Source organism: Kitasatospora sp. NPDC036755 (genome assembly GCF_040636595.1).
GTDB lineage: Bacteria > Actinomycetota > Actinomycetes > Streptomycetales > Streptomycetaceae > Kitasatospora.
Genome location: NZ_JBEZUT010000002.1, coordinates 38,333 through 56,606, shown reverse-complemented (window position 1 = coordinate 56,606; position 18,274 = coordinate 38,333). Strand labels below are relative to the sequence as shown.

General features: G+C 75.2%; 3 protein-coding genes. All 3 read right to left on the bottom strand.

Annotated elements, in window-relative coordinates; genetic code table 11:
- Window positions 1-268: 268 nt before the first annotated feature.
- Entirely contained in the window at window positions 269-1,114 is an 846-nt protein-coding gene (gene ddaH, locus AB0E96_RS00770) for a dimethylargininase (RefSeq protein WP_359816936.1), read from the bottom strand.
- A 71-nt stretch (window positions 1,115-1,185) separates the two neighbouring features.
- Window positions 1,186-5,778, bottom strand: coding sequence for an amino acid adenylation domain-containing protein (locus AB0E96_RS00765; protein ID WP_359816934.1), 4,593 nt, complete (start codon window positions 5,776-5,778; stop codon window positions 1,186-1,188).
- 3 nt (window positions 5,779-5,781) lie between these two features.
- A complete protein-coding gene (locus tag AB0E96_RS00760; protein ID WP_359816932.1) occupies window positions 5,782-18,273 on the bottom strand; it encodes an amino acid adenylation domain-containing protein in 12,492 nt (4,163 codons plus the stop codon).
- Between the last annotated feature and the right edge of the window lies 1 nt (window position 18,274).

Below are 18,274 nucleotides of genomic sequence, written 5' to 3'. Positions count from 1 at the left end.
CTGCGGCGCCGGCGGCTGCTGACCGCCGGGGCGGCGGCGGTGCTGGTCGCGGCGATCGCCGGGGGGACGGCGGTGCTCGGCGACAGCGGCCGGCACGCGGTCTCGACCGTGGCGGTGGCGGGGGGGGGGGGGGGCGGCGGCGGGGGGGGGGGGGGGGGGGCGGCGGGGTGGGGGGGGGGGGGGGGGGGGGGGGCCCCCCCCCCCCCCCCCGCCGGGGGGGGGGGGGGGGGGGGGGGGGGCGGCCCCCCCCGCCCCCACCGCCGGGGCGTCAGGCAGCGGGTTCGCGCATCTCCAAGGTGCAGCACTTGACGCTGCCGCCGCCCTTGAGGAGCTCGCTCAGGTCCATGCCGATCGGCTCGAAGCCGCGCTCGCGCAGCTGGAGGGCCAGCCCGGTGGCCGCCTCCGGCAGCACCACGTGCCGCCCGTCGCTGACCGCGTTGAGCCCGAACACCGCCGCGTCCTCCGGGGAGGCCTGCACCGCGTCGGGGTACAGCCGCTCCAGGACGGCGCGGCTGCCCGGCGAGAACGCCTGCGGGTTGTACATCACCTCGTCGTGGGAGAGCACGGCCAGCGCGGTGTCCAGGTGGTAGTAGCGCTCGTCGACCAGCTCCAGGCTGACGACGGGGCAGCCGAAGAACTCCTGGGCCTCGGCGTGCGACTGGGGCGTGCTGCGGAAGCCGGTGCCGGCCAGGATCACGCTCCCGGCCACCAGGAAGTCGCCCTCGCCCTCGTTGACGTGCTCGGGGTCGTGCAGTGCGGTGAAGCCGTTGGCCCGGAACCAGGCGAGGTAGGCCGGCCCCTCGGCGGACCGCTCGACGTTGCGGAAGCGGGCCCCCAGGACCTTGCCGTCGACCACGGTGGCGCCGTTGGCCGCGTAGACCATGTCGGGGTACCCGGGCAGCGGCTCGATCAGCTCCACGTCGTGGCCCAGCTCCAGGTAGAGCGCGCGCAGCTTCTCCCACTGCGCGACGGCCAGGTCGGTGTCCACCGGCTTGGCCGGGTCCATCCACGGGTTGATCCGGTAGGTGACCTCGAAGTGCGTGGGACGGCACATGAGGTAGCGACGCCGGACGGCCTCGCGGGCGGGGCGGGCGGACTGCTCTCGGTGCGTCATGTCTCTCCTCGGGAGGGTTACGAAGGAAGGTAGGGAACGCGGGGACGGCGCCCGGGGCTCGGAGTGGACGTTCAGGGCGTGGCGCGGACCAGCTCGCGCAGTCCGTCCACCATCGCCCGCAGCAGTTCGGCGACGCGCTCCTCGGTGTACTGGTCCGCGGGGTAGCTGCAGCTGAACTCCATCCGCCCGTCCTCCACCGAACCGACCACGTCCAGCGGGTGCACCCGGCGCTCCGCGGGGTCGTGGTCCGCTCCGCCGTGCGGGAGGGGCCGCAGCACCAGTTCGTCGCCGGTGGTTCCGGAGCCCCACTGCCCCAGGTAGTTGAAGCCGACGAGGGCCTGCACCGGCTCCAGGGCCGGGCGGTCCGGCCGGTCGGCGGCGAGGTGGCGCAGCGCGGCGTAGCCGACGCCGTGCTGCGGCACCGCGCGCAGCTGCCGCTTGACGGTGCGCACGGCCGCGGACATCGGGGCGTCGGCCGGCACGGCCAGCGCCAGCGGGTGGGCGGCGGTGAACCAGCCGACCGTCCGGGAGAGTTCGACGCCCTCCAGGAGGTCCTCCCGGCCGTGGCCCTCCACCTCGACGAGCGAGCGGTCCCGGCCGGTCCAGCCGGTCAGCGCCCGTCCGAGCGCGGCGAGCAGCACCTCGTTGATGCGGGCCCGGTGCGCCCCGGGGACCTTGCGCAGCAGCGCGTCGGTCTCCTCGGCGCTCAGCCGCTCGTGGACGGCCCGGGAGTCCTCGACCCGGCCCGGGTCGGGGGCCGGCCCGGTGCCCGCGGTGGCGGCCTGCCAGTACCCGGCCTGGTCGTCGAAGCCGCCGGCCGCCGTGTACTCCTCCAGACGCCGCGCCCACTGCCCGTAGGAGGTGCTGCGCGGGCCGAGGTCGGCCTCCTTGCCGGCCGCCAGCTGCCCGTACGCGATCCGCAGGTCGTCCAGCAGGACGCGCCAGGAGACGCCGTCCACGGCGAGGTGGTGCGCGGTCAGGAAGAGCCGCGGCGGCCGGCCCTCGCCGAGCGTGAAGAGCACCGCGCGCAGCAGCGGGCCGTCGGTGGCGGACAGGCCGGTCTGGGCGGCGAGCACCGCCTCGTCGATCCGCCCGGGCAGCTCCTCGTCCGCCGCGCCGGAGAGGTCGACGGGCGTGAACTGCCAGCGGTCGTCGGCGTGTTCGACGACCTCCTGGTGCCACCGGCCGTCCTCGGCGCGGCCGAAGCGCAGCCGCAGGGCGTCGTGCCGGTCCACGATGGCCGCCAGGGCGGCGCGCAGGGCGGCCGGGTCGGTGCCGGGCGCGAGTTCCAGCAGGACCGACTGGTTGAAGTGGTGCGGGTTGACGGGGTGGGTCTCGAAGAACCAGTGCTGCACGGGTGTCAGCGGCACCGGCCCGGTCTCGGGCCGTTCGTCCCGGTGGTCCCCGGCGGTGCCGGCGGTGCGCGCCACCTCGGCGAGCCGGGAGACGGTCCTGAGCCGGAAGAGCTCCTTGACCGTCAGTTCCAGTCCGGCCTGCCGGGCGCGGGCGACCACCTGGGTGGAGAGGATCGAGTCGCCGCCGAGGTCGAAGAAGCCGTCGTGCACGCCGACCTGCTCGACGCCGAGGACGGTGCGGAAGACCTCCGCCAGGGACTCCTCCCGCCCGTTGCGCGGCGCCACATGCTCGGTCCGGGTGGCCACCGGCAGTTCGGCCAGGGCCTTGCGGTCCACCTTCCCGTGGACGGTCAGCGGCAGCTCGGCGAGCGTGGAGATGGTCGACGGGACCATGAACTCCGGTAGCGCGGAACCGAGTTCGTCGGCCAGTCGGCCGGGTTCGAGCTCGACGCCGGCGGCCGGCACGACGTAGCCGACGAGCTGCTTGCGCCCGCCGTGATCCAGGGCCAGGACGCACGCCTGGTCCACGCCGGACAGCCGGGCCAGCGCGGTCTCGATCTCGCCCAGCTCGATCCGGAATCCGCGGATCTTGACCTGGTCGTCGGTGCGCCCCCGGAAGTCGAGCTCCCCGCCGGGCAGCCAGGCGCCGAGGTCTCCGGTGCGGTACAGCCGGGCCTGCGGGTCGTCGCTGAAGGGGTGGCGGACGAAGCGCTGCGCGGTCAGCTCGGGGCGCCCGAGATAGCCCTTGGCCACCCCGCGACCGCCGATGTACAGCTCGCCGGTCACGCCGACGGGCACCGGCAGCAGCCGCTCGTCGAGGACGAAGACCTCGGCTCCCGGGATCGGCCTGCCGACGGACAGCCGGACGGCGTCCGCGGGGATCCCGCCCTCGAACAGGGCGGTGCCGACGGTGGCCTCGGTGGGCCCGTACCCGTTGACGAAGCGGTGCCGGACCGACCAGGCGCGGGCCAGCTCGACCGGGCAGCGGTCGCCCACCGCCAGGACGGTCGAGCCGGCGGCGAGGGCGTCCGGGTCCAGGGCCGCCAGCGCCGCGGGCGGCAGGCTCATCACCACCGGCTCGCCCTTCGCCAGCCGGCCGACCGACTCGGGGCCGATCGTGTCGGCTCCGCGCTCGGGCAGGCACAGCGTGGCGCCGGAGGTGAGCGCGACGAAGATCTCCCACACCGCGCCGTCGAAGCTGGGCGAGCAGAGCTGGAGCACCCGGCCGCCGACCCCGAGCCGGAACCGCTCGGCGGTGGTCGTGACCAGGTTGACCAGTCCGCGGTGCCCCAGCAGCACGCCCTTGGGGGTGCCGGTGGAGCCGGAGGTGTAGATGACGTACGCCAGCGCCTCCCCGGTCACCCGGGGTGTGGCGCCAGGCTCCGCGGCGGCCTCGCCGGGCCACGGCGCGTCCACGGCGACCGCGCGGGCGGCCAGGCCCGCGAAGTCGTCCAGCAGGGAGCGCTGGGTCAGGACGACGGGCGCCTCGGTCTCGGTGAGCATCAGCGCCCGCCGGGCGGCCGGGAAGTCCGCGTTCAACGGGAGGTAGGCGGAGCCGGTCTTCAGCGCGGCCAGGATGGCCACGATCTGCTCCGGGCCGCGGTCGAGGCAGACGCCCACGACCGAGCCGGGGGCCACCCCGAGCGCGGTCAGGCGGCGGGCCAACTCGCCCGCCTGCGCGTCCAGTTCGCCGTAGGTGAGCTGCCGATCGCCGCACTCCACGGCGATCGCGCCGGGGTGTTCGGCCGCGCGCCGGGCGATCAGCTCGTGCACGCCGGCGTCCTCGACGGCCGGGGCCGGGGTCCGGGCCCAGTCCTCGGTCAGCTGCCGGTACTCGTCGCCGGTCAGCAGCGGCAGCTCGTCCCAGGGGCGGCCGGGTTCGGCCGCGATCGAGCCGAGCAGCGTCACGAGGTGCCCGCACAGCCGCCGCACCGTGGCGGCGTCGTGCAGGTCGCCGCTGTACTCGACGTCCACGCCGAGCGTGCCGTCGGGCCGCTCCTCGTAGCCGAGGACCAGGTCGAAGCCGGTGCTGGCCTGGGGCAGCCGGTACTGCTCGACGGTCAGCCCGCTGAGCTCCAGCCGCGCCTCCGGGGCGTTCTGCAGGACGACCAGGACCTGCGCCAGCGGCATCCGGGCCGGGTCCCGCTCCGGCTGGACCGCGTCCACCACCTGCTCGAAGGGCACGTCCTCGTGCTGGAAGGCCTCCAGCACGGTCTCGCGGGTGCCCGCCAGCAGCTCGGTGAAGGACCGCCCGGGTTCGAGCCGGGCGCGCAGCACCAGGGTGTTCAGGAAGAAGCCGACGACATCCTCCAGGCCCGGGTGCTTGCGCCCGGCCACCGGGGTGCCGACCGCGAGGTCGGACTGGCCGCTCCAGCGTGCCAGCAGCACCTGGGTGGCGGCGGTCAGCGTCATGAACAGCGTGGCCCCGCACCGCCGGGACAGCGCGCGCAGCCCGTCGGCCACCTCGGCCGGCACCTCGACGGACTCCACGTCCCCGGCCGAGGTGCGCACGGCCGGCCGGGGCCGGTCGGCCGGCAGCTCCAGCGGCGCCAGGCCGGCCAGTTCCTCCTTCCAGTGGTCGAGCGAGCGCGCCAGCGCCTCCGGGGAGAGCTGGGCACGCTGCCAGACCGCGAAGTCGGCGTACTGCAGCGGTACGGGCGGCAGGTCGGCCGGCCGGCCCTCGCGGCCGGCCCGGTACAGCTCGCCGAGCTCCCGGGTGACGACGCTCATCGACCAGCCGTCGTGGTTGATGTGGTGCAGCGTCAGCACGAGGACGTGCTCCCGCTCGGCCAGGCGGACCAGCAGGGCCCGCAGCAGGGGGCCGGTGCGCAGGTCGAAGGGCCGGGAGAGGTCCCGGGCGACGGCGCGGTCCAGCTCCGCCTGCCGGCCGGCGTCGTCGAGGGCGCTCAGGTCGATCCGCTCGAAGGGCAGCTCGACCTCCTCGTGCGGGACCTGAACCGGCAGGCCGTCCACCGTGTCGAAGGTGGTGCGCAGCGCCTCGTGGCGCCGCACCACCCCGGCGAGGGCGTCCCGCAGCGCCCCGGCGTCGAGCTCGCCGGTCAGCCGCAGCCCGAAGCAGGAGTTGTAGCCGACCGCTTCCGGGTCCAACTCGCTGAGGAACCAGAGGCGTTGCTGGGAGAAGGACATCGGCAGCGGCTCGTCCCGGGGGGCCGCCGGGATGGCCGGTTCCTCGGCCGGCCCGGCGTCGGCCCCCTCGTCCGGCGCGGACGCCCCGGACATCCGGCGCAGCAGCTGCTCGCGCAGGTGCGCGGGCAGTGCGGCGATCCGGTCTTCGCGTGATGTGGTCACGGCTCAGGCCTTCCGTTCCGTGTCGGCGTCGCCCGCCCCGGCGTCCGCGGCCGCGGCCTTCTCCAGCTCCCGCAGCAGGGTCTCCTCGATCAGCTCGGCGAAGCCGGCGAGCGTCGGGGTGTCCAGCAGCTCGCGGAACGTCGGCCGGACGCCGAAGGCCCGCTTGATCTGGGAGAGCGTCTTCAGGCTGAGGATGGAGTGCCCGCCGAGGCTGAAGAAGTTGTCGTGGGCGCCGACCCGGTCCACCTCCAGGACGTCGGCCCAGATCTTCGCCAGCGCCTTCTCGGTGTCGGTCCGCGGCTCCACGTAGCCGGAGCCCTCGGCCTGCGGCGTGCCCGTCTCCAGCAGGGCCTTGCGGTCCACCTTGCCGTTGGGGTTGAGGGGGAACTGCGCCAGCGGCACCAGCACGGGCGGCACCATGTAGTCCGGCAGCCGCTCGGCGAGGTGGCCCGTCACCGCCTCGGCGTCGAAGGCCGCCGGGTCGGCGACCCGGACGTAGCCCGCCAGGCGCCTGGCCTCGCCCTCGCCGAGGACGGCGACGACCGCCTCCTCGACGCCGGGGTGGCCGGCCAGCGCGTACTCGATCTCACCCGGCTCGATGCGGTAGCCGCGCAGCTTGATCTGGTGGTCCAGGCGGCCCAGGTACTCCAGCGTGCCGTCGGGCAGCCGGCGCACCCGGTCGCCGGTGCGGTACAGCCGCTCGCCGGAGCCGAACGGGGCGCGGACGAAGGCGCGTTCGGTCAGCTCGGGCCGGCCCAGGTACTCCCGGGCCAGTCCGGCGCCGGCCAGGCACAGCTCGCCGGGGGCTCCCACCGGGAGCAGCTTGAGCTCCTCGTCCAGGACGTAGGCCCGGGTGTTCTGCACGGGGAGGCCCAGCACCGGGCGGGTGCTGTCGGCGAGCCGGGTGATCACGGCGTCCACCGTGCACTCGGTCGGGCCGTAGAAGTTGAAGCTCACCAGCTCGGGGCGGGCCCGCAGCTGGTCCCACAGCGCCTGGCCGATCGGCTCGCCGCCCAGCGCCAGTCCGCGCAGCCGCAGCCCGGGCCGCTCCAGCAGGCCGGTGTCGAACAGCTGCTGGACGTAGGACGGGGTGGTCTGCAGGAACTCGACGCCGTGCTCGACGACGTAGTCGGCGAGGGCCTGGGCGTCCCGGCGGGTGGTGTCGTCGACGATGTGCAGCTCGTTGCCGTCGACCAGCCACAGCACGGGGTTCCAGGAGGCGTCGAAGGACGCCGGGGCCAGGTGCGCCACCCGGACCGGCCGGCCCTGCGCGGTCTCCCGGACCGGGCCGAAGACGGTGCGCCGGTGGCTGTCCAGCAGGTTGGCCAGGCTCCGGTGCTCGACCACCACGCCCTTGGGGCGCCCGGTCGAACCGGAGGTGTGGATGACGTACGCGGCGTCGTCCGGGGAGACGGCGCTCGTGGGCGCGGTGCCGGGCCGGGCCGCGATCGCCTCCCGCTCCTCGTCCAGGGTCACCACCGCGGCGCCCCGCGGCAGCCGCTCGCGCAGCGCGGCGTGGGTGATCACGACGGGGGCCGCGGTGTCCTCCAGCAGCAGCGCCAGCCGCTCGGCGGGCGCGGCCGGGTCGACCGGCGAGTAGGTGCCGCCGGCCTTGAGCACCGCCAGCAGCGCGGTGACCAGGTCCGTGCCGCGCTCCAGCAGCACCGCCACCGGGGTCTGGGCGCCGACGCCCCGCTCGGCCAGGTGGTGCGCCAACCGGTTGGCGGCGGCGTCGAGTTCGGCGAAGGTCAGCCGGCCCTCGCGGTCGGCGACGGCGACGGCCTGCGGGGTGCGCTCGGCCTGCTCGGCGAACTGCAGGTGCACCGGGCGGTCGTCGAAGGCGATCCGCGGGCCCTGGTGCGCGGTGATGGCCTCCTGCCGGTGCTCGGCGCTGAGCTCGCCGAGCCGGCCGAGGGTGCGCTCCGGCTCGCGGGCGATCTCCTCCAGCACGGCCCGCAGGTCGTTCAGGACGCGCTCGGCGGTCTCCGGCTCGAACAGCACCGGGTCGTAGGCGAGCCGGAAGGCCAGCCGCCCGGCCGGGAACACCGCCAGCACCATCGGGAAGTTGGTGAACTCCATGGCCTGCGGGTCCCGCAGGCTCACCCCGTACTCGGCGCCCATCTCGCCCTCGTACGGGTAGTTCTCGACGACGATGTAGCTGTCGTACAGGCTGGTGCCGGCCTGGACCTGGGCCCAGCCGCGGATCTGCGACAGCGACACGAACTCGTGACTGCGCGCCTCGGTCTGCTCCCGCTGCAGTTCGGCCAGCCAGTCCAGCAGCCGGCTCTCGGGGGTGACCCGGGTGCGCACCGGGATGTTGTTGATGAAGATGCCGGCGATCGTCTCGACGCCGGGCAGGTCGGCGGGCCGTCCGGACACCGCCGAGCCGAAGCACACGTCGGTGCGCCCCGAGTAGCGGGACAGCAGCAGCGCCCAGGCGCCCTGCGCGAGCGTGTTGACGGTCAGCCGGTGGCGCTTGATCAGCTCGGCGAGGAGGTCGGAGGTCTCCTGTTCGAACTGGAAGGAGATCCGCGCCCGCGACCCGGTCCACTCGGTGCCCGGCAGGTCGTGGTCGACCGGCAGCGGGGTCGGTTCGGTGTGGCCCTCCAGGACGCCGCGCCAGTGCCGCTCGGCGGCCCTCGGGTCCTGCCGGTCCAGCCAGGCCACGTAGTCCCGGAAGGGCCGGCGGGCCGGCAGCGGGCCGTCCTTGAGGCCGCGCACCCGCAGGTAGTGCTCCAGCAGCTCGGCCAGCAGGTCCGCGCTGCTCCAGCCGTCCAGCAGCACGTGGTGCGAGGTCCACACGGTGCGCACGCTGCGCTCGGTCTCGGCGATCAGGACGACCCGGGAGAGCGGCGCGACCGTGAGGTCCATGGAGCGCGCCCGCTCCTCGTCGAGGAGCCGCTCGAAGCTCTCGGCCCGCTCGGCCTCGGTGAGGCCCGTCCAGTCCAGGAGCTGCACCGGCATCCGGACGTCGTGGTACACCACCTGCAGCGGGTCGTCCACGTTCTCCCAGACGGCGGCGGTGCGCAGGATCGCGTTGCGGTCGGTGAGCAGCTGCCAGGCCTCGGCCAGCGCGTTCAGGTCGTCGACGCCGTCCAGGACGAACGACAGGTGGCCCAGGTAGATGCTCTCGCCGGGCTCGCTGAGGCTGTGGAACAGCAGCCCGCCCTGCATGGGCGTCAGCGGGTAGAGGTCGTCGATGCGGCCGCCGTGCGCGGTGAGCTGGTCCAGGGTCGTCTGGTCCACCTTGGCCAGCGGGAAGTCCGAGGGCGTGGCGCCGCCCGTCCCGGCCTCGGCGCAGTGCGCGACGATGCCGCGCAGCGCGGCGACCAGCCGCTCGCCGAACCGCTCGACGGTCGCGGTGTCGTGCACGGCCGAGGAGTGGTACAGGCTGATCTCCAGCCGGCCGGCCCTGACCTGGGCGACGACGTCCAGGAGGTACTCCAGGGTCTCCTCGGGCGCCTGCTCGGTGCCGAAGCCCAGCCGGGCGCCGCGGACGAGTCCGCCGTCGGCGGCCGGCTCGTCCTCCTGGCCCAGGTAGTTGAAGCACACCTGCGCCGACGGGGCCTCGGCGAGGATCTCGGCCGGCGAGCCGGCCGGGCTCAGGTGGCGCAGCGCGCCGTAGCCGATGCCGCGCCCCGGTACGGCGCGCAGCTGCTCCTTGACCTGCTTCAGCCGCTCGCCCCAGTCCGCGCCGGACGGGGTGAGGGCCACCGGGAAGGCGCTGGTGAACCAGCCGGCCGTGCGACTGGTGTCGACGTCGTCGAAGAGGTCCTCGCGGCCGTGGCCCTCCAGGTCGAACAGCACGCTCCCGCGGCCGGTCCAGTCGGCCAGCGCGGTGCCGAGCGCGGTGAGCAGGACGTCGTTGACCTGGGTGCGGTAGGTCGCCGGGACGTCGTGCAGCAGCGCCCGGGTGTCCTCCTCGCCGACGGTCACCCGCACCTCGCCCGCCGAGGCGATCGTCGCCTCGCCGGGGCGGTCGACCGGCAGGGCCGCCTCGGCCCGGCGGCCGGTGGCCACCCAGTGGTCGAGCTCGCCGTCGAAGCCGCCCGCCGCGGTGTGCTCGGACAGCCGCAGCGCCCAGTCGCGGAAGGAGGTGGTGCGCTCGCCCAGGTCGACCGTCCGGCCCGCCGCGGCCTGCGCGTAGGCGGTCTCCAGGTCGGTGAGCAGCAGCTGCCAGGACACCGCGTCGACCACGAGGTGGTGGGCGGTCAGGAAGAGCTGGTGGTCGCGGCCCTCGCCGGGGTGGAAGAGCACCGCGGCGACCGGGCGGCCGGCGGCGAGGTCGAAGCCGGCCTGGGCGGCGGTCGCGGCCCGGTGCATCTCCTCCTCGGGCGCGTCGTGCCCGGCCAGGTCGACCTCCTCCAGCGGCCAGCCGGCGCCCGGGGCGGTCACCTCCTGCTGCCACCGCCCGTACGCGCTGGTGTAGCGGGCGCGCAGCTGGTCGTGGTGGTCGAGCAGGGCGTCGAGGGCGCGGCGCAGCGCGGCGGTGTCCGGCGCCCCGGAGAGGGTGACGAGCACCGACATGGTGGAGTGATGGGGCGCGACCCGGTGGCGGTCGAAGAAGGTGCGCTGGATCGGGGTCAGCGGTACCCGGCCCACCGCCGGCTCGGAGCGCCGGGTCTCGACGGTCTTCCCGGCCGGGTCGGCGGCGGTCGTCGCGAACGCCAGCTCGGCGACCGTCTGATGGGCGAACAAGTCCTTGGACGACAATGTGATCCCCTTCTGCCGTGCTCGGGTCACGACTTGGATGCTCAGGATGGAGTCGCCGCCGAGGTCGAAGAAGTTGTCCTCGACCCCGACCCGGTCGACCCGGAGGACTTGGGCCCAGACCTCGGCGAGGGCCTCCTCCACGGGGTTGCGCGGTGCCAGGTGCCCGCTGCCGCGCGCCGCCTCCGGGGCCGGGGCGGGCAGGGCACGGCGGTCGACCTTGCCGTTGCTGTTCAGCGGCAGTGCGGCCAGTTCGACGAGCACCGCGGGCACCATGTAGCGCGGCAGCACGTCCTCCAGGTGGGCGCGCAGCTCGGCGGCGGCGAACGGGTGTCCCGCCGCGGTCACGGCGTAGCCGACCAGCCGGGCCGGGGTGCCGCCGTCGGTGCGCGCGGCGACCACCGCGTCGGCCACCGCGGGGTGGCGCCGCAGGGCGGCCTCGACCTCGGCCAGTTCGATCCGGAAGCCCCTGATCTTGACCTGGTCGTCGGCCCGGCCGGCGAACTCGATGTCGCCGTCGGCCCGGCGCCGGACCATGTCGCCGGTGCGGTACAGCCGGGCTCCGGGCTCGGCCGAGAAGGGGTCGGGCAGGAACCGCTCCTCGGTCAGCTCGGGCCGGTTCAGGTAGCCCCGGGCCACGCCGGGGCCGCCCAGGTACAGCTCGCCGACCACGCCGGCCGGCACCGGCCGGCCCGCCTCGTCGAGGACGTAGGTGCGCACGCCGGGGATCGCCTGCCCGACCGGTACGCCGGGGCCGTCCGGCAGCCGGTCCGCGTGCACGACGTACGCGCAGGACTCGACGGTGGCCTCGGTGACGCCGTAGGAGTTGAGGACGACGGTGCCCTCGGCCGTCTGCGCGAGCAGCCGGCGGCAGTCCTGGGTGCGCCAGTTGTCGGAGCCGACGGCGAGGAAGCGCAGCGGCGGCAGTCCGGTGCCGCGCCGCTCGGCCTCCTCGACCAGCGCGTTGGCCAGGGAGGGGACGGTCTCCAGGTGGGTGACCCGGGCGCTGTGCATCAGGTCCAGCAGCTGCCCGGGCTCGGTGGTGGCCTCGGCGGGCGCGATGACCAGCGCGCCGCCGTGGCAGAGCACGTGCGCCAGGTCGGAGACGAACACGTCGAAGGACATGCTGGCGACGTTGAGCTGGCGGGCGGGCGGTTCCTCCCCGGTCCGGTACACCAGCTTCCAGGACTCGGCGGCGAACGCCACGCTGCGGTGCTCGACCAGGACGCCCTTGGGCCGCCCGGTGGAGCCGGAGGTGTAGATCAGGTAGGCGGGGTGGCCGGGGGTGACGCCGGAGTCCGGGGTCCGGGCGGGGAGCCGGGCGATCCGCGGCCACTCCTCGTCCAGGCGCAGCAGCGGCACCTCGCCGGGGATCCGGCCGGCCACCGCGGACTGGGTGATCACCAGGGCGGCGGCGCTGTCGGCCAGGACGTACTCCAGCCGGTCGGCGGGGTGGGCCGGGTCCAGCGGCAGGTAGGCGCCGCCGGCCTTGAGCACGCCGAGCAGGGCGACGACCATGTGCAGCCCGCGCTCCACGCAGATCGCGACGACCGAGCCGGCGCCCACGCCGCGCGCGGCGAGCTCCTGGGCCAGCCGGTCCGCCATCTCGTCCAGTTCGGCGTAGCTCAGCGTGGCTCCGCCGAAGACCACCGCGTCGTTGTCCGGGACGCGCCGGGCCTGCCGGGCGATCAGCTGGTGCAGGCAGGTGTCGCGGTCGAAGGGCAGCGTCGATCCGCTCAGACCGCCGAGCAGCAGCTCCCGTTCCCGCTCGGGGAGCATCGGCAGCTCCGCCACGGTCCGGTCCGGTCCGTGGGCCATGCCGCGCAGCAGCTCGGCCAGGTGATCGGCCATCCGCGACACCCGCTCGCCGTCGAACAGGGCGGCGTCGTAGGCGAGTTGGAGGGCGAGGCGGTCCCCGTCGAGGTAGGCGGTCAGGTCCAGCGGGTAGCTGGTGGTGTCCACCGCGGTGACGCCGGTGACGGCCAGTCCGTGCTCGGCCGCGGCCTGCCCGTTGCCCGGGTAGTTCTCGAAGACCACGATGCTGTCGAAGAGCCGGGTGCCGCGCGGGAGTTCGGAGGCGGCCTGCACCTGGGTCAGCGGTGAGTACTCGTAGCCGCGGGCCTCGACCTGCTCGTCCTGGAGCTGCCGCAGCCAGGCCAGCACGTCCTGGTCCCTGGCCGCCCGGGTGCGCACCGGAATGGTGTTGAGGAAGTTGCCGACCATCTCCGACACGCCGGGCAGGTCGGCCGGGCGCCCCGCGACGGTGGAGCCGAAGCAGACGTCCTCCTCGCCGCTGTAGCGGGACAGCAGCAGCGCCCAGGCGCCCTGCACCATGGTGTTGAGGGTGAGCCGGTGGCCGCGGGCGCGCTCGGAGAGCGCGGCGCAGTCCTCCGGCGCGAGCTCCACCCGGATCCGGTCGGCGGCCTCGGACTGGTGGCCCGGGGCGGGGCGGCGGTCGTAGGGCAGCGGGGTGGGCGAGGTCAGCCCGGCCAGCACCCGGCGCCAGTGCCCCTCGGCCGCGGCGGCGTCCTGGCGGGCGAGCCACTGGACGTAGTCGCGGAACGGGGGCCGGGCCCGGAGGGTGTCCTCGGGTACCGCCGTGCCGTCGGCGAGTGCCCGGTAGTGGGCGAAGAGGTCGCCGAGGATCCGGGAGATGCTCCAGCCGTCGAGGACGACGTGGTGGAAGGTCCACACCACCCGGGTGGCGTCGTCGGCCTCCCGGGCCAGCACCACGCGGCTCAGCGGGCCGGCCGCCAGGTCCAGCCCGGCGCGCCGCTCCTGCGCCGTCAACTCGGCGAGCAGGCGCGCCTGTTCCTTCTCGTCGAGGCCGCGCCAGTCGAGCGTCCGGACGTCCGGACGGACGTCGGAGCGGACGACCTGCAGGGGGCGGTCGACGCCCTCCCACACCAGGTGGGTGCGCAGGGCCGGGGTCGCCTCGACGACCCGCTGCCAGGCCGTGCCCAGCGCGTCGGTGTCGCCGGCGCCCTCCAGCAGGAAGGAGACGTGGTCGAGGTAGGCGCCGTCGGGTTCGGTGAGGGCGTGGAAGAGCATGCCGCTCTGCATGGGCGTGAGCGGGTAGACGTCCTCGACCCGGTCGCCGGATCCGACCAGGCGGTCCACGGCGGCCTGGTCGAGGCCGGCCAGCGGGAAGTCGGAGGGGGTGGCGCCGCCGACTCCCGGCCGCAGGCAGTGGCCGATCAGGGCGCGCACCGCGTCGACCAGTCCGTCGGCCAGGGCCCGCACGGTCGCCTCGTCGTGCACGTCGCTCGCGTAGTGGAGGGTGAACTCCAGTCGGCCGCCGCGTACTTCGCCGACGATGTCGAGCAGGTGCGGGCGCAGCTCGAGCGGGCTGTGGTCCCGGCCGAAGTCGAACTCGACGGCCGCGTACAGGCCGTCGTCGGCGACGTCCTGCCACTGCCCCAGGTAGTTGAAGCTGACGGCGGGGGCGCACTCGGGCAGCGCGGACGGGCCGTCGGCCGGGTAGCGCAGCCCGCCGTAGCCGATGCCGCGCTGCGGGACGGCCCGCAGGCCCTCCTTCACCGACTTGATCAGGTCGCCCGCGCCGGCCCCGTGCGGGGCGCTCAGCAGGACGGGGAAGATCGAGGTGAACCAGCCCGCGGTCCGCGAGACGTCGACCCCGTCGAGGATCTCCTCGCGGCCGTGCCCCTCCAGGTCGACGACCACCTGCTCCTCGCCGGTCCACCGGCACAGGGTCCGGCCGAGCGCGGCGAGCAGGATGTCGTTGACCTGGGTGCGGTAGACCGCCGGGACCTGCCGCAGCAGGGCGTCGGTGGCCTCGGCGTCCAGCCCGGCGCGCACCTCGCGCACCGCCGCCATGGTGTTCTCGCCGTCGCGGTCGACCGGCAGGGAGGCGGCCGGCAGGGCGGCCACCTGCCGCCAGTGGTCCGCTTCGGCGTCGAACCCGCCGTCCGCGACGTGCCCGGCCAGTCGGCGGGCCCAGTCGAGGAAGGAGGTGGTCTTGGCTCCCAGGTCCACCGGCCGGCCGGCCGCCGCCTGGGAGACCGCCCGCTCCAGGTCGTCCAGCAGGATCCGCCAGGACACCCCGTCGACGACCAGGTGGTGGACGGTCAGGAACAGCCGGGACGGCTCGTCCGGCGCGCCGGCGAACAGCACGGCGCGCAGCAGCGGCCCGTCCTCGATGTCCAGGCCGGCCTGGGCCTGTTCGGCCAGCGCGGCCTCGGCGTCGCGCCGCTCCCCGGCCGCCAGGTGGCCGAGGTCCACCCGCTCCAGGGCGATGTCCTCCCCCACCGGCAGGTTGACCTGGCGCAGGGCGGCGCCCCGGCCGGGGAAGCGCATCCGCAGCGCGTCGTGGTGCGTGACCACCGCGCGCAGCGCCTCGGCCAGCGCCCGCTCGTCGGTGCCCGGGGCGAGGGTGAGCAGCACCGACTGGTTGAAGTGGTGCGGGGCGCGGGTGTGGTGGGCGAAGAACCAGCGCTGCACGGGGGTGAGCGGCGCCTCCCCGGTGACCGGCGCGGTGTCGACCGCGGCGGTGACCGGGACGGCGGCCCGCGCCAGCTCCGCGACCGTCTGCCGGGCGAAGACGTCCTTGGAGGTGAGTTCCCACCCGGCCTGCCGGGCCTTGGCGACGACCTGGATGCTGAGGATGGAGTCCCCGCCGAGGTCGAAGAAGTTGTCGCGGGTGCCGACCCGCTCGATGCCGAGCACCTCGGTCCACACCCGGGCCAGGGCCTGCTCGGCCTCGCCGGCCGGGGCGGTGAAGTCGGCGCCGGGGGTGTGCTGTTCGGTGGGCACGGGCAGGGCCCGCCGGTCCAGCTTGCCGCTGGCGGTGAGCGGGAACTCGGCGAGGACGACGAGGGCGGAGGGCACCAGGTAGCCGGGCAGCCGGGACTCGGCGAAGGCGCGCAGCCCGGCCGGGTCGACCTGACCGCCGTCGGACTGCCGCACGTAGCCGACGAGTTGCTTGCGGCCGCCGTCCTGACGGACCGTCACCACGGCGGCGGAGACCGCCGGATGCTGTTCGAGGACGGACTCGATCTCGCCCGGTTCGATGCGGTAGCCGCGCACCTTGACCTGGTGGTCGGTGCGGCCCAGGAACTCCAGGGTGCCGTCGGAGCGCCAGCGCACCAGGTCACCGGTGCGGTAGAGGCGGGCCTGCGGGGTGTCGGAGTACGGGTCGGCGCAGAACCGTTCCTCGGTCAGCTCGGGCAGGTTGAGGTAGCCGCGGGCCACGCCCGGCCCGCCGATGTACAGCTCCCCGGGGACGCCGACCGGCACCCGCGCGCGGCGCTCGTCCAGGACGTGCACCGACGTGTTGGCGATGGGCCGGCCGATCGGGACGGGGGTGGTCCCGTCGCCCTCGACGACGTGGTGCCAGGTCGCGAAGGTGGTGGTCTCGGTGGGGCCGTAGCCGTTGACCAGGCGCTGCGGCGGCGCGGCCGCGAGGACCTGGGCCACCCGGCGCGGGTTGACGGCGTCCCCGCCGAACAGCAGGTTGCGCAGCTTGCCGAAGGCGGCCGGGTCGACGGCCGCCACCTGGTCGAACAGCCCGGCGGTCAGCCACATGGTGGTGACGCCCAGCCGGTCGATCGCCGCAGTCAGCGCCCGGGCGTCCAGCAGGGTCTCCCGGTCCACCGGGACGATCCGGGCGCCGGCGGTCAGGGCGCCCCAGATCTCGAAGGTGGCGGCGTCGAAGGTGACGTCGGCGGCCTGGGCCACCACGTCGTCCGGGTGCAGCGGCGCGTAGTCGTTGCCGCTGACCAGCCGGACGATCGAGCGGTGCTCGACGACGACGCCCTTCGGCGTGCCGGTGGAGCCGGAGGTGTACAGCACGTACGCCGCGTCGCCGGGGCCGACGGCCACCCCGGGGTCGTCCTGCGGGAGGGCGGCGATCGCCTCGGCCTCCTCGTCCAGCAGGACGGTGCCGGTGCGGCCGGCGGGCAGCCGGCCGGCGAGGTCCCGGTCGGTGAGGCACAGCGGTGCCCGGGTGTCGTCCAGGATGTGCGCCAGCCGCTCGGCCGGGTGGTCCGGGTCCAGCGGCACGTAGGCGCAGCCCGCCTTGAGGACGGCCAGCAGTGCCACGTAGAAGTCGGCGCCGCGCGGCAGGCAGACCGCGACGTGGCCGCCGGGCTCGGCGCCGCGGGCCACGAGGTGGCGGGCGAGCCGGTTGGCGCGCTCCTCCAGCTCGCGGTAGGACAGCCGGCCGGCCGGGCCGTCGACGGCGACGGCGTCGGGGCCGCTCCGGGCCCGGTCGGCGACGAGGCCGTGCACGGTGGCGTCGGCCGGGTACGGGATCCGGTTGTCGCCCCACTCGCGGGCGAGGAGGTGGTCCTCCTCGGCGGTCAGCAGCGGGAGGTCCCCGACTGGGCGGGCCGGGTCGGCGGCGATACCGGCGAGGAGTTCGCCGAGGTGCCCGGTGAAGCGGGCCATCGTCCCGGCGTCGAACAGGTCGGTGTTGTACTCGACGGTGCCGGTCAGCTCCCCTGAGGCGGTCTCGGCGAACTCCAGCGTCAGGTCGAAGATCGAGGACACCGACGGCGGCCGGAACTCCGTCACGTCCAGGCCGGGCAGCTCGACCTCCCCCGCGGGGGTGTTCTGCAGGACGACCGCGGCCTGCACCAGCGGGGTGCGGCTCGGGTCCCGCTCGATGCGCAGCGCGTCCACCAGCCGGTCGAAGGGCAGGTCCTGGTGGGCGAGGGCGTCCCACACGGTGTCGGTGACCCGGCCCAGGAACTCGGTGAAGGGCAGGTCGGCGTCCACCTCCGAGCGCAGCACCAGGGTGTTGACGAAGAAGCCGACCAGCGGCTCCAGTTCGCTGCGCTCCCGCCCCATGGAGACGGTGCCGACGGCGATGTCCCGCTGCCGGGAGTAGCGCGCCAGCAGCACCTGGGTGGCGGCCACCAGCACCGAGAACAGGGTGCCGTCGTGCCGCTTCCCGAGGTCGGCCAGGGCCCGGCCGACCTCGGCCGGGACGCGGAACGGCGCCAGCGCCCCGTTGGTGGTGCGGACGGCGGGCCGGGGCCGGTCGGTGGGCAGCTCCAGCGGCTCGACGTCCGCCAGGGCGCCCTTCCAGTAGGCGAGTTCGGACTCCAGCCGATCGTCGGTCAGCTGCTCGCGCTGCCAGGCGGCGTAGTCGCGGTAGCGCGCCGGCAGCGGCGGCAGCCCGCCGTCCCGGCCCTGCGCCGCGTCCGCGTAGAACACGCCCAGCTCGCGGGCGAACACGCCCTTGGACCAGCCGTCGGCGGCGATGTGGTGCATGTTGACCAGCAGGGTGTGCTCGGTGGCGCCCAGGCGCAGCAGCACGGCCCGCAGCAGCGGCCCCTCGACGAGGTCGAAGGGGCGGCCCAGTTCGGCCCGCAGCAGGTCGTCCGCCCGCGCCGGCCGGTCCCGCTCGGGCAGGTCCGTCAGGTCCCGCACGTCGAGGTCGACCGGGGCGGCGGGGCGCACCACCTGCCGCGGCCGGCCGTCGACGACGGCGAAGGTGGTGCGCAGCGGCTCGTGGCGCTCGACGAGCCGGCCGAGCGCGGCGGTGAGGGCCGCGGTGTCCAGCTCGCCGCGCAGGTGCAGCCCGACGGCCGAGTTGTACTCGATGCCGCCGGACTCGTAGCGGTCGAGGAACCACAGCCGCTCCTGCCCGAAGGAGAGCGGGGCGGGCAGGTCGTCGTCGACGGGCCGGAGGGTGTCGGTCCGCTCCTGCGCCGCGCCCGCCCGGTCGTTCAGCCGCTGCTCCAGCAGCGCGTCGAGGGCGGCGTCGTCCATGAGGTCGAAGTCGTCCGGTTCGGGTGCACCGGCGGTCTGGTCGTACATG

Coding starts and splice junctions, on each gene's coding strand:
- ddaH (WP_359816936.1), bottom strand. CDS start 1,114: ATGACGCACCGAGAGCAGTCCGCCCGCCCCGCCCGCGAGGCCGTCCGG.
- AB0E96_RS00760 (WP_359816932.1), bottom strand. CDS start 18,273: ATGTACGACCAGACCGCCGGTGCACCCGAACCGGACGACTTCGACCTC.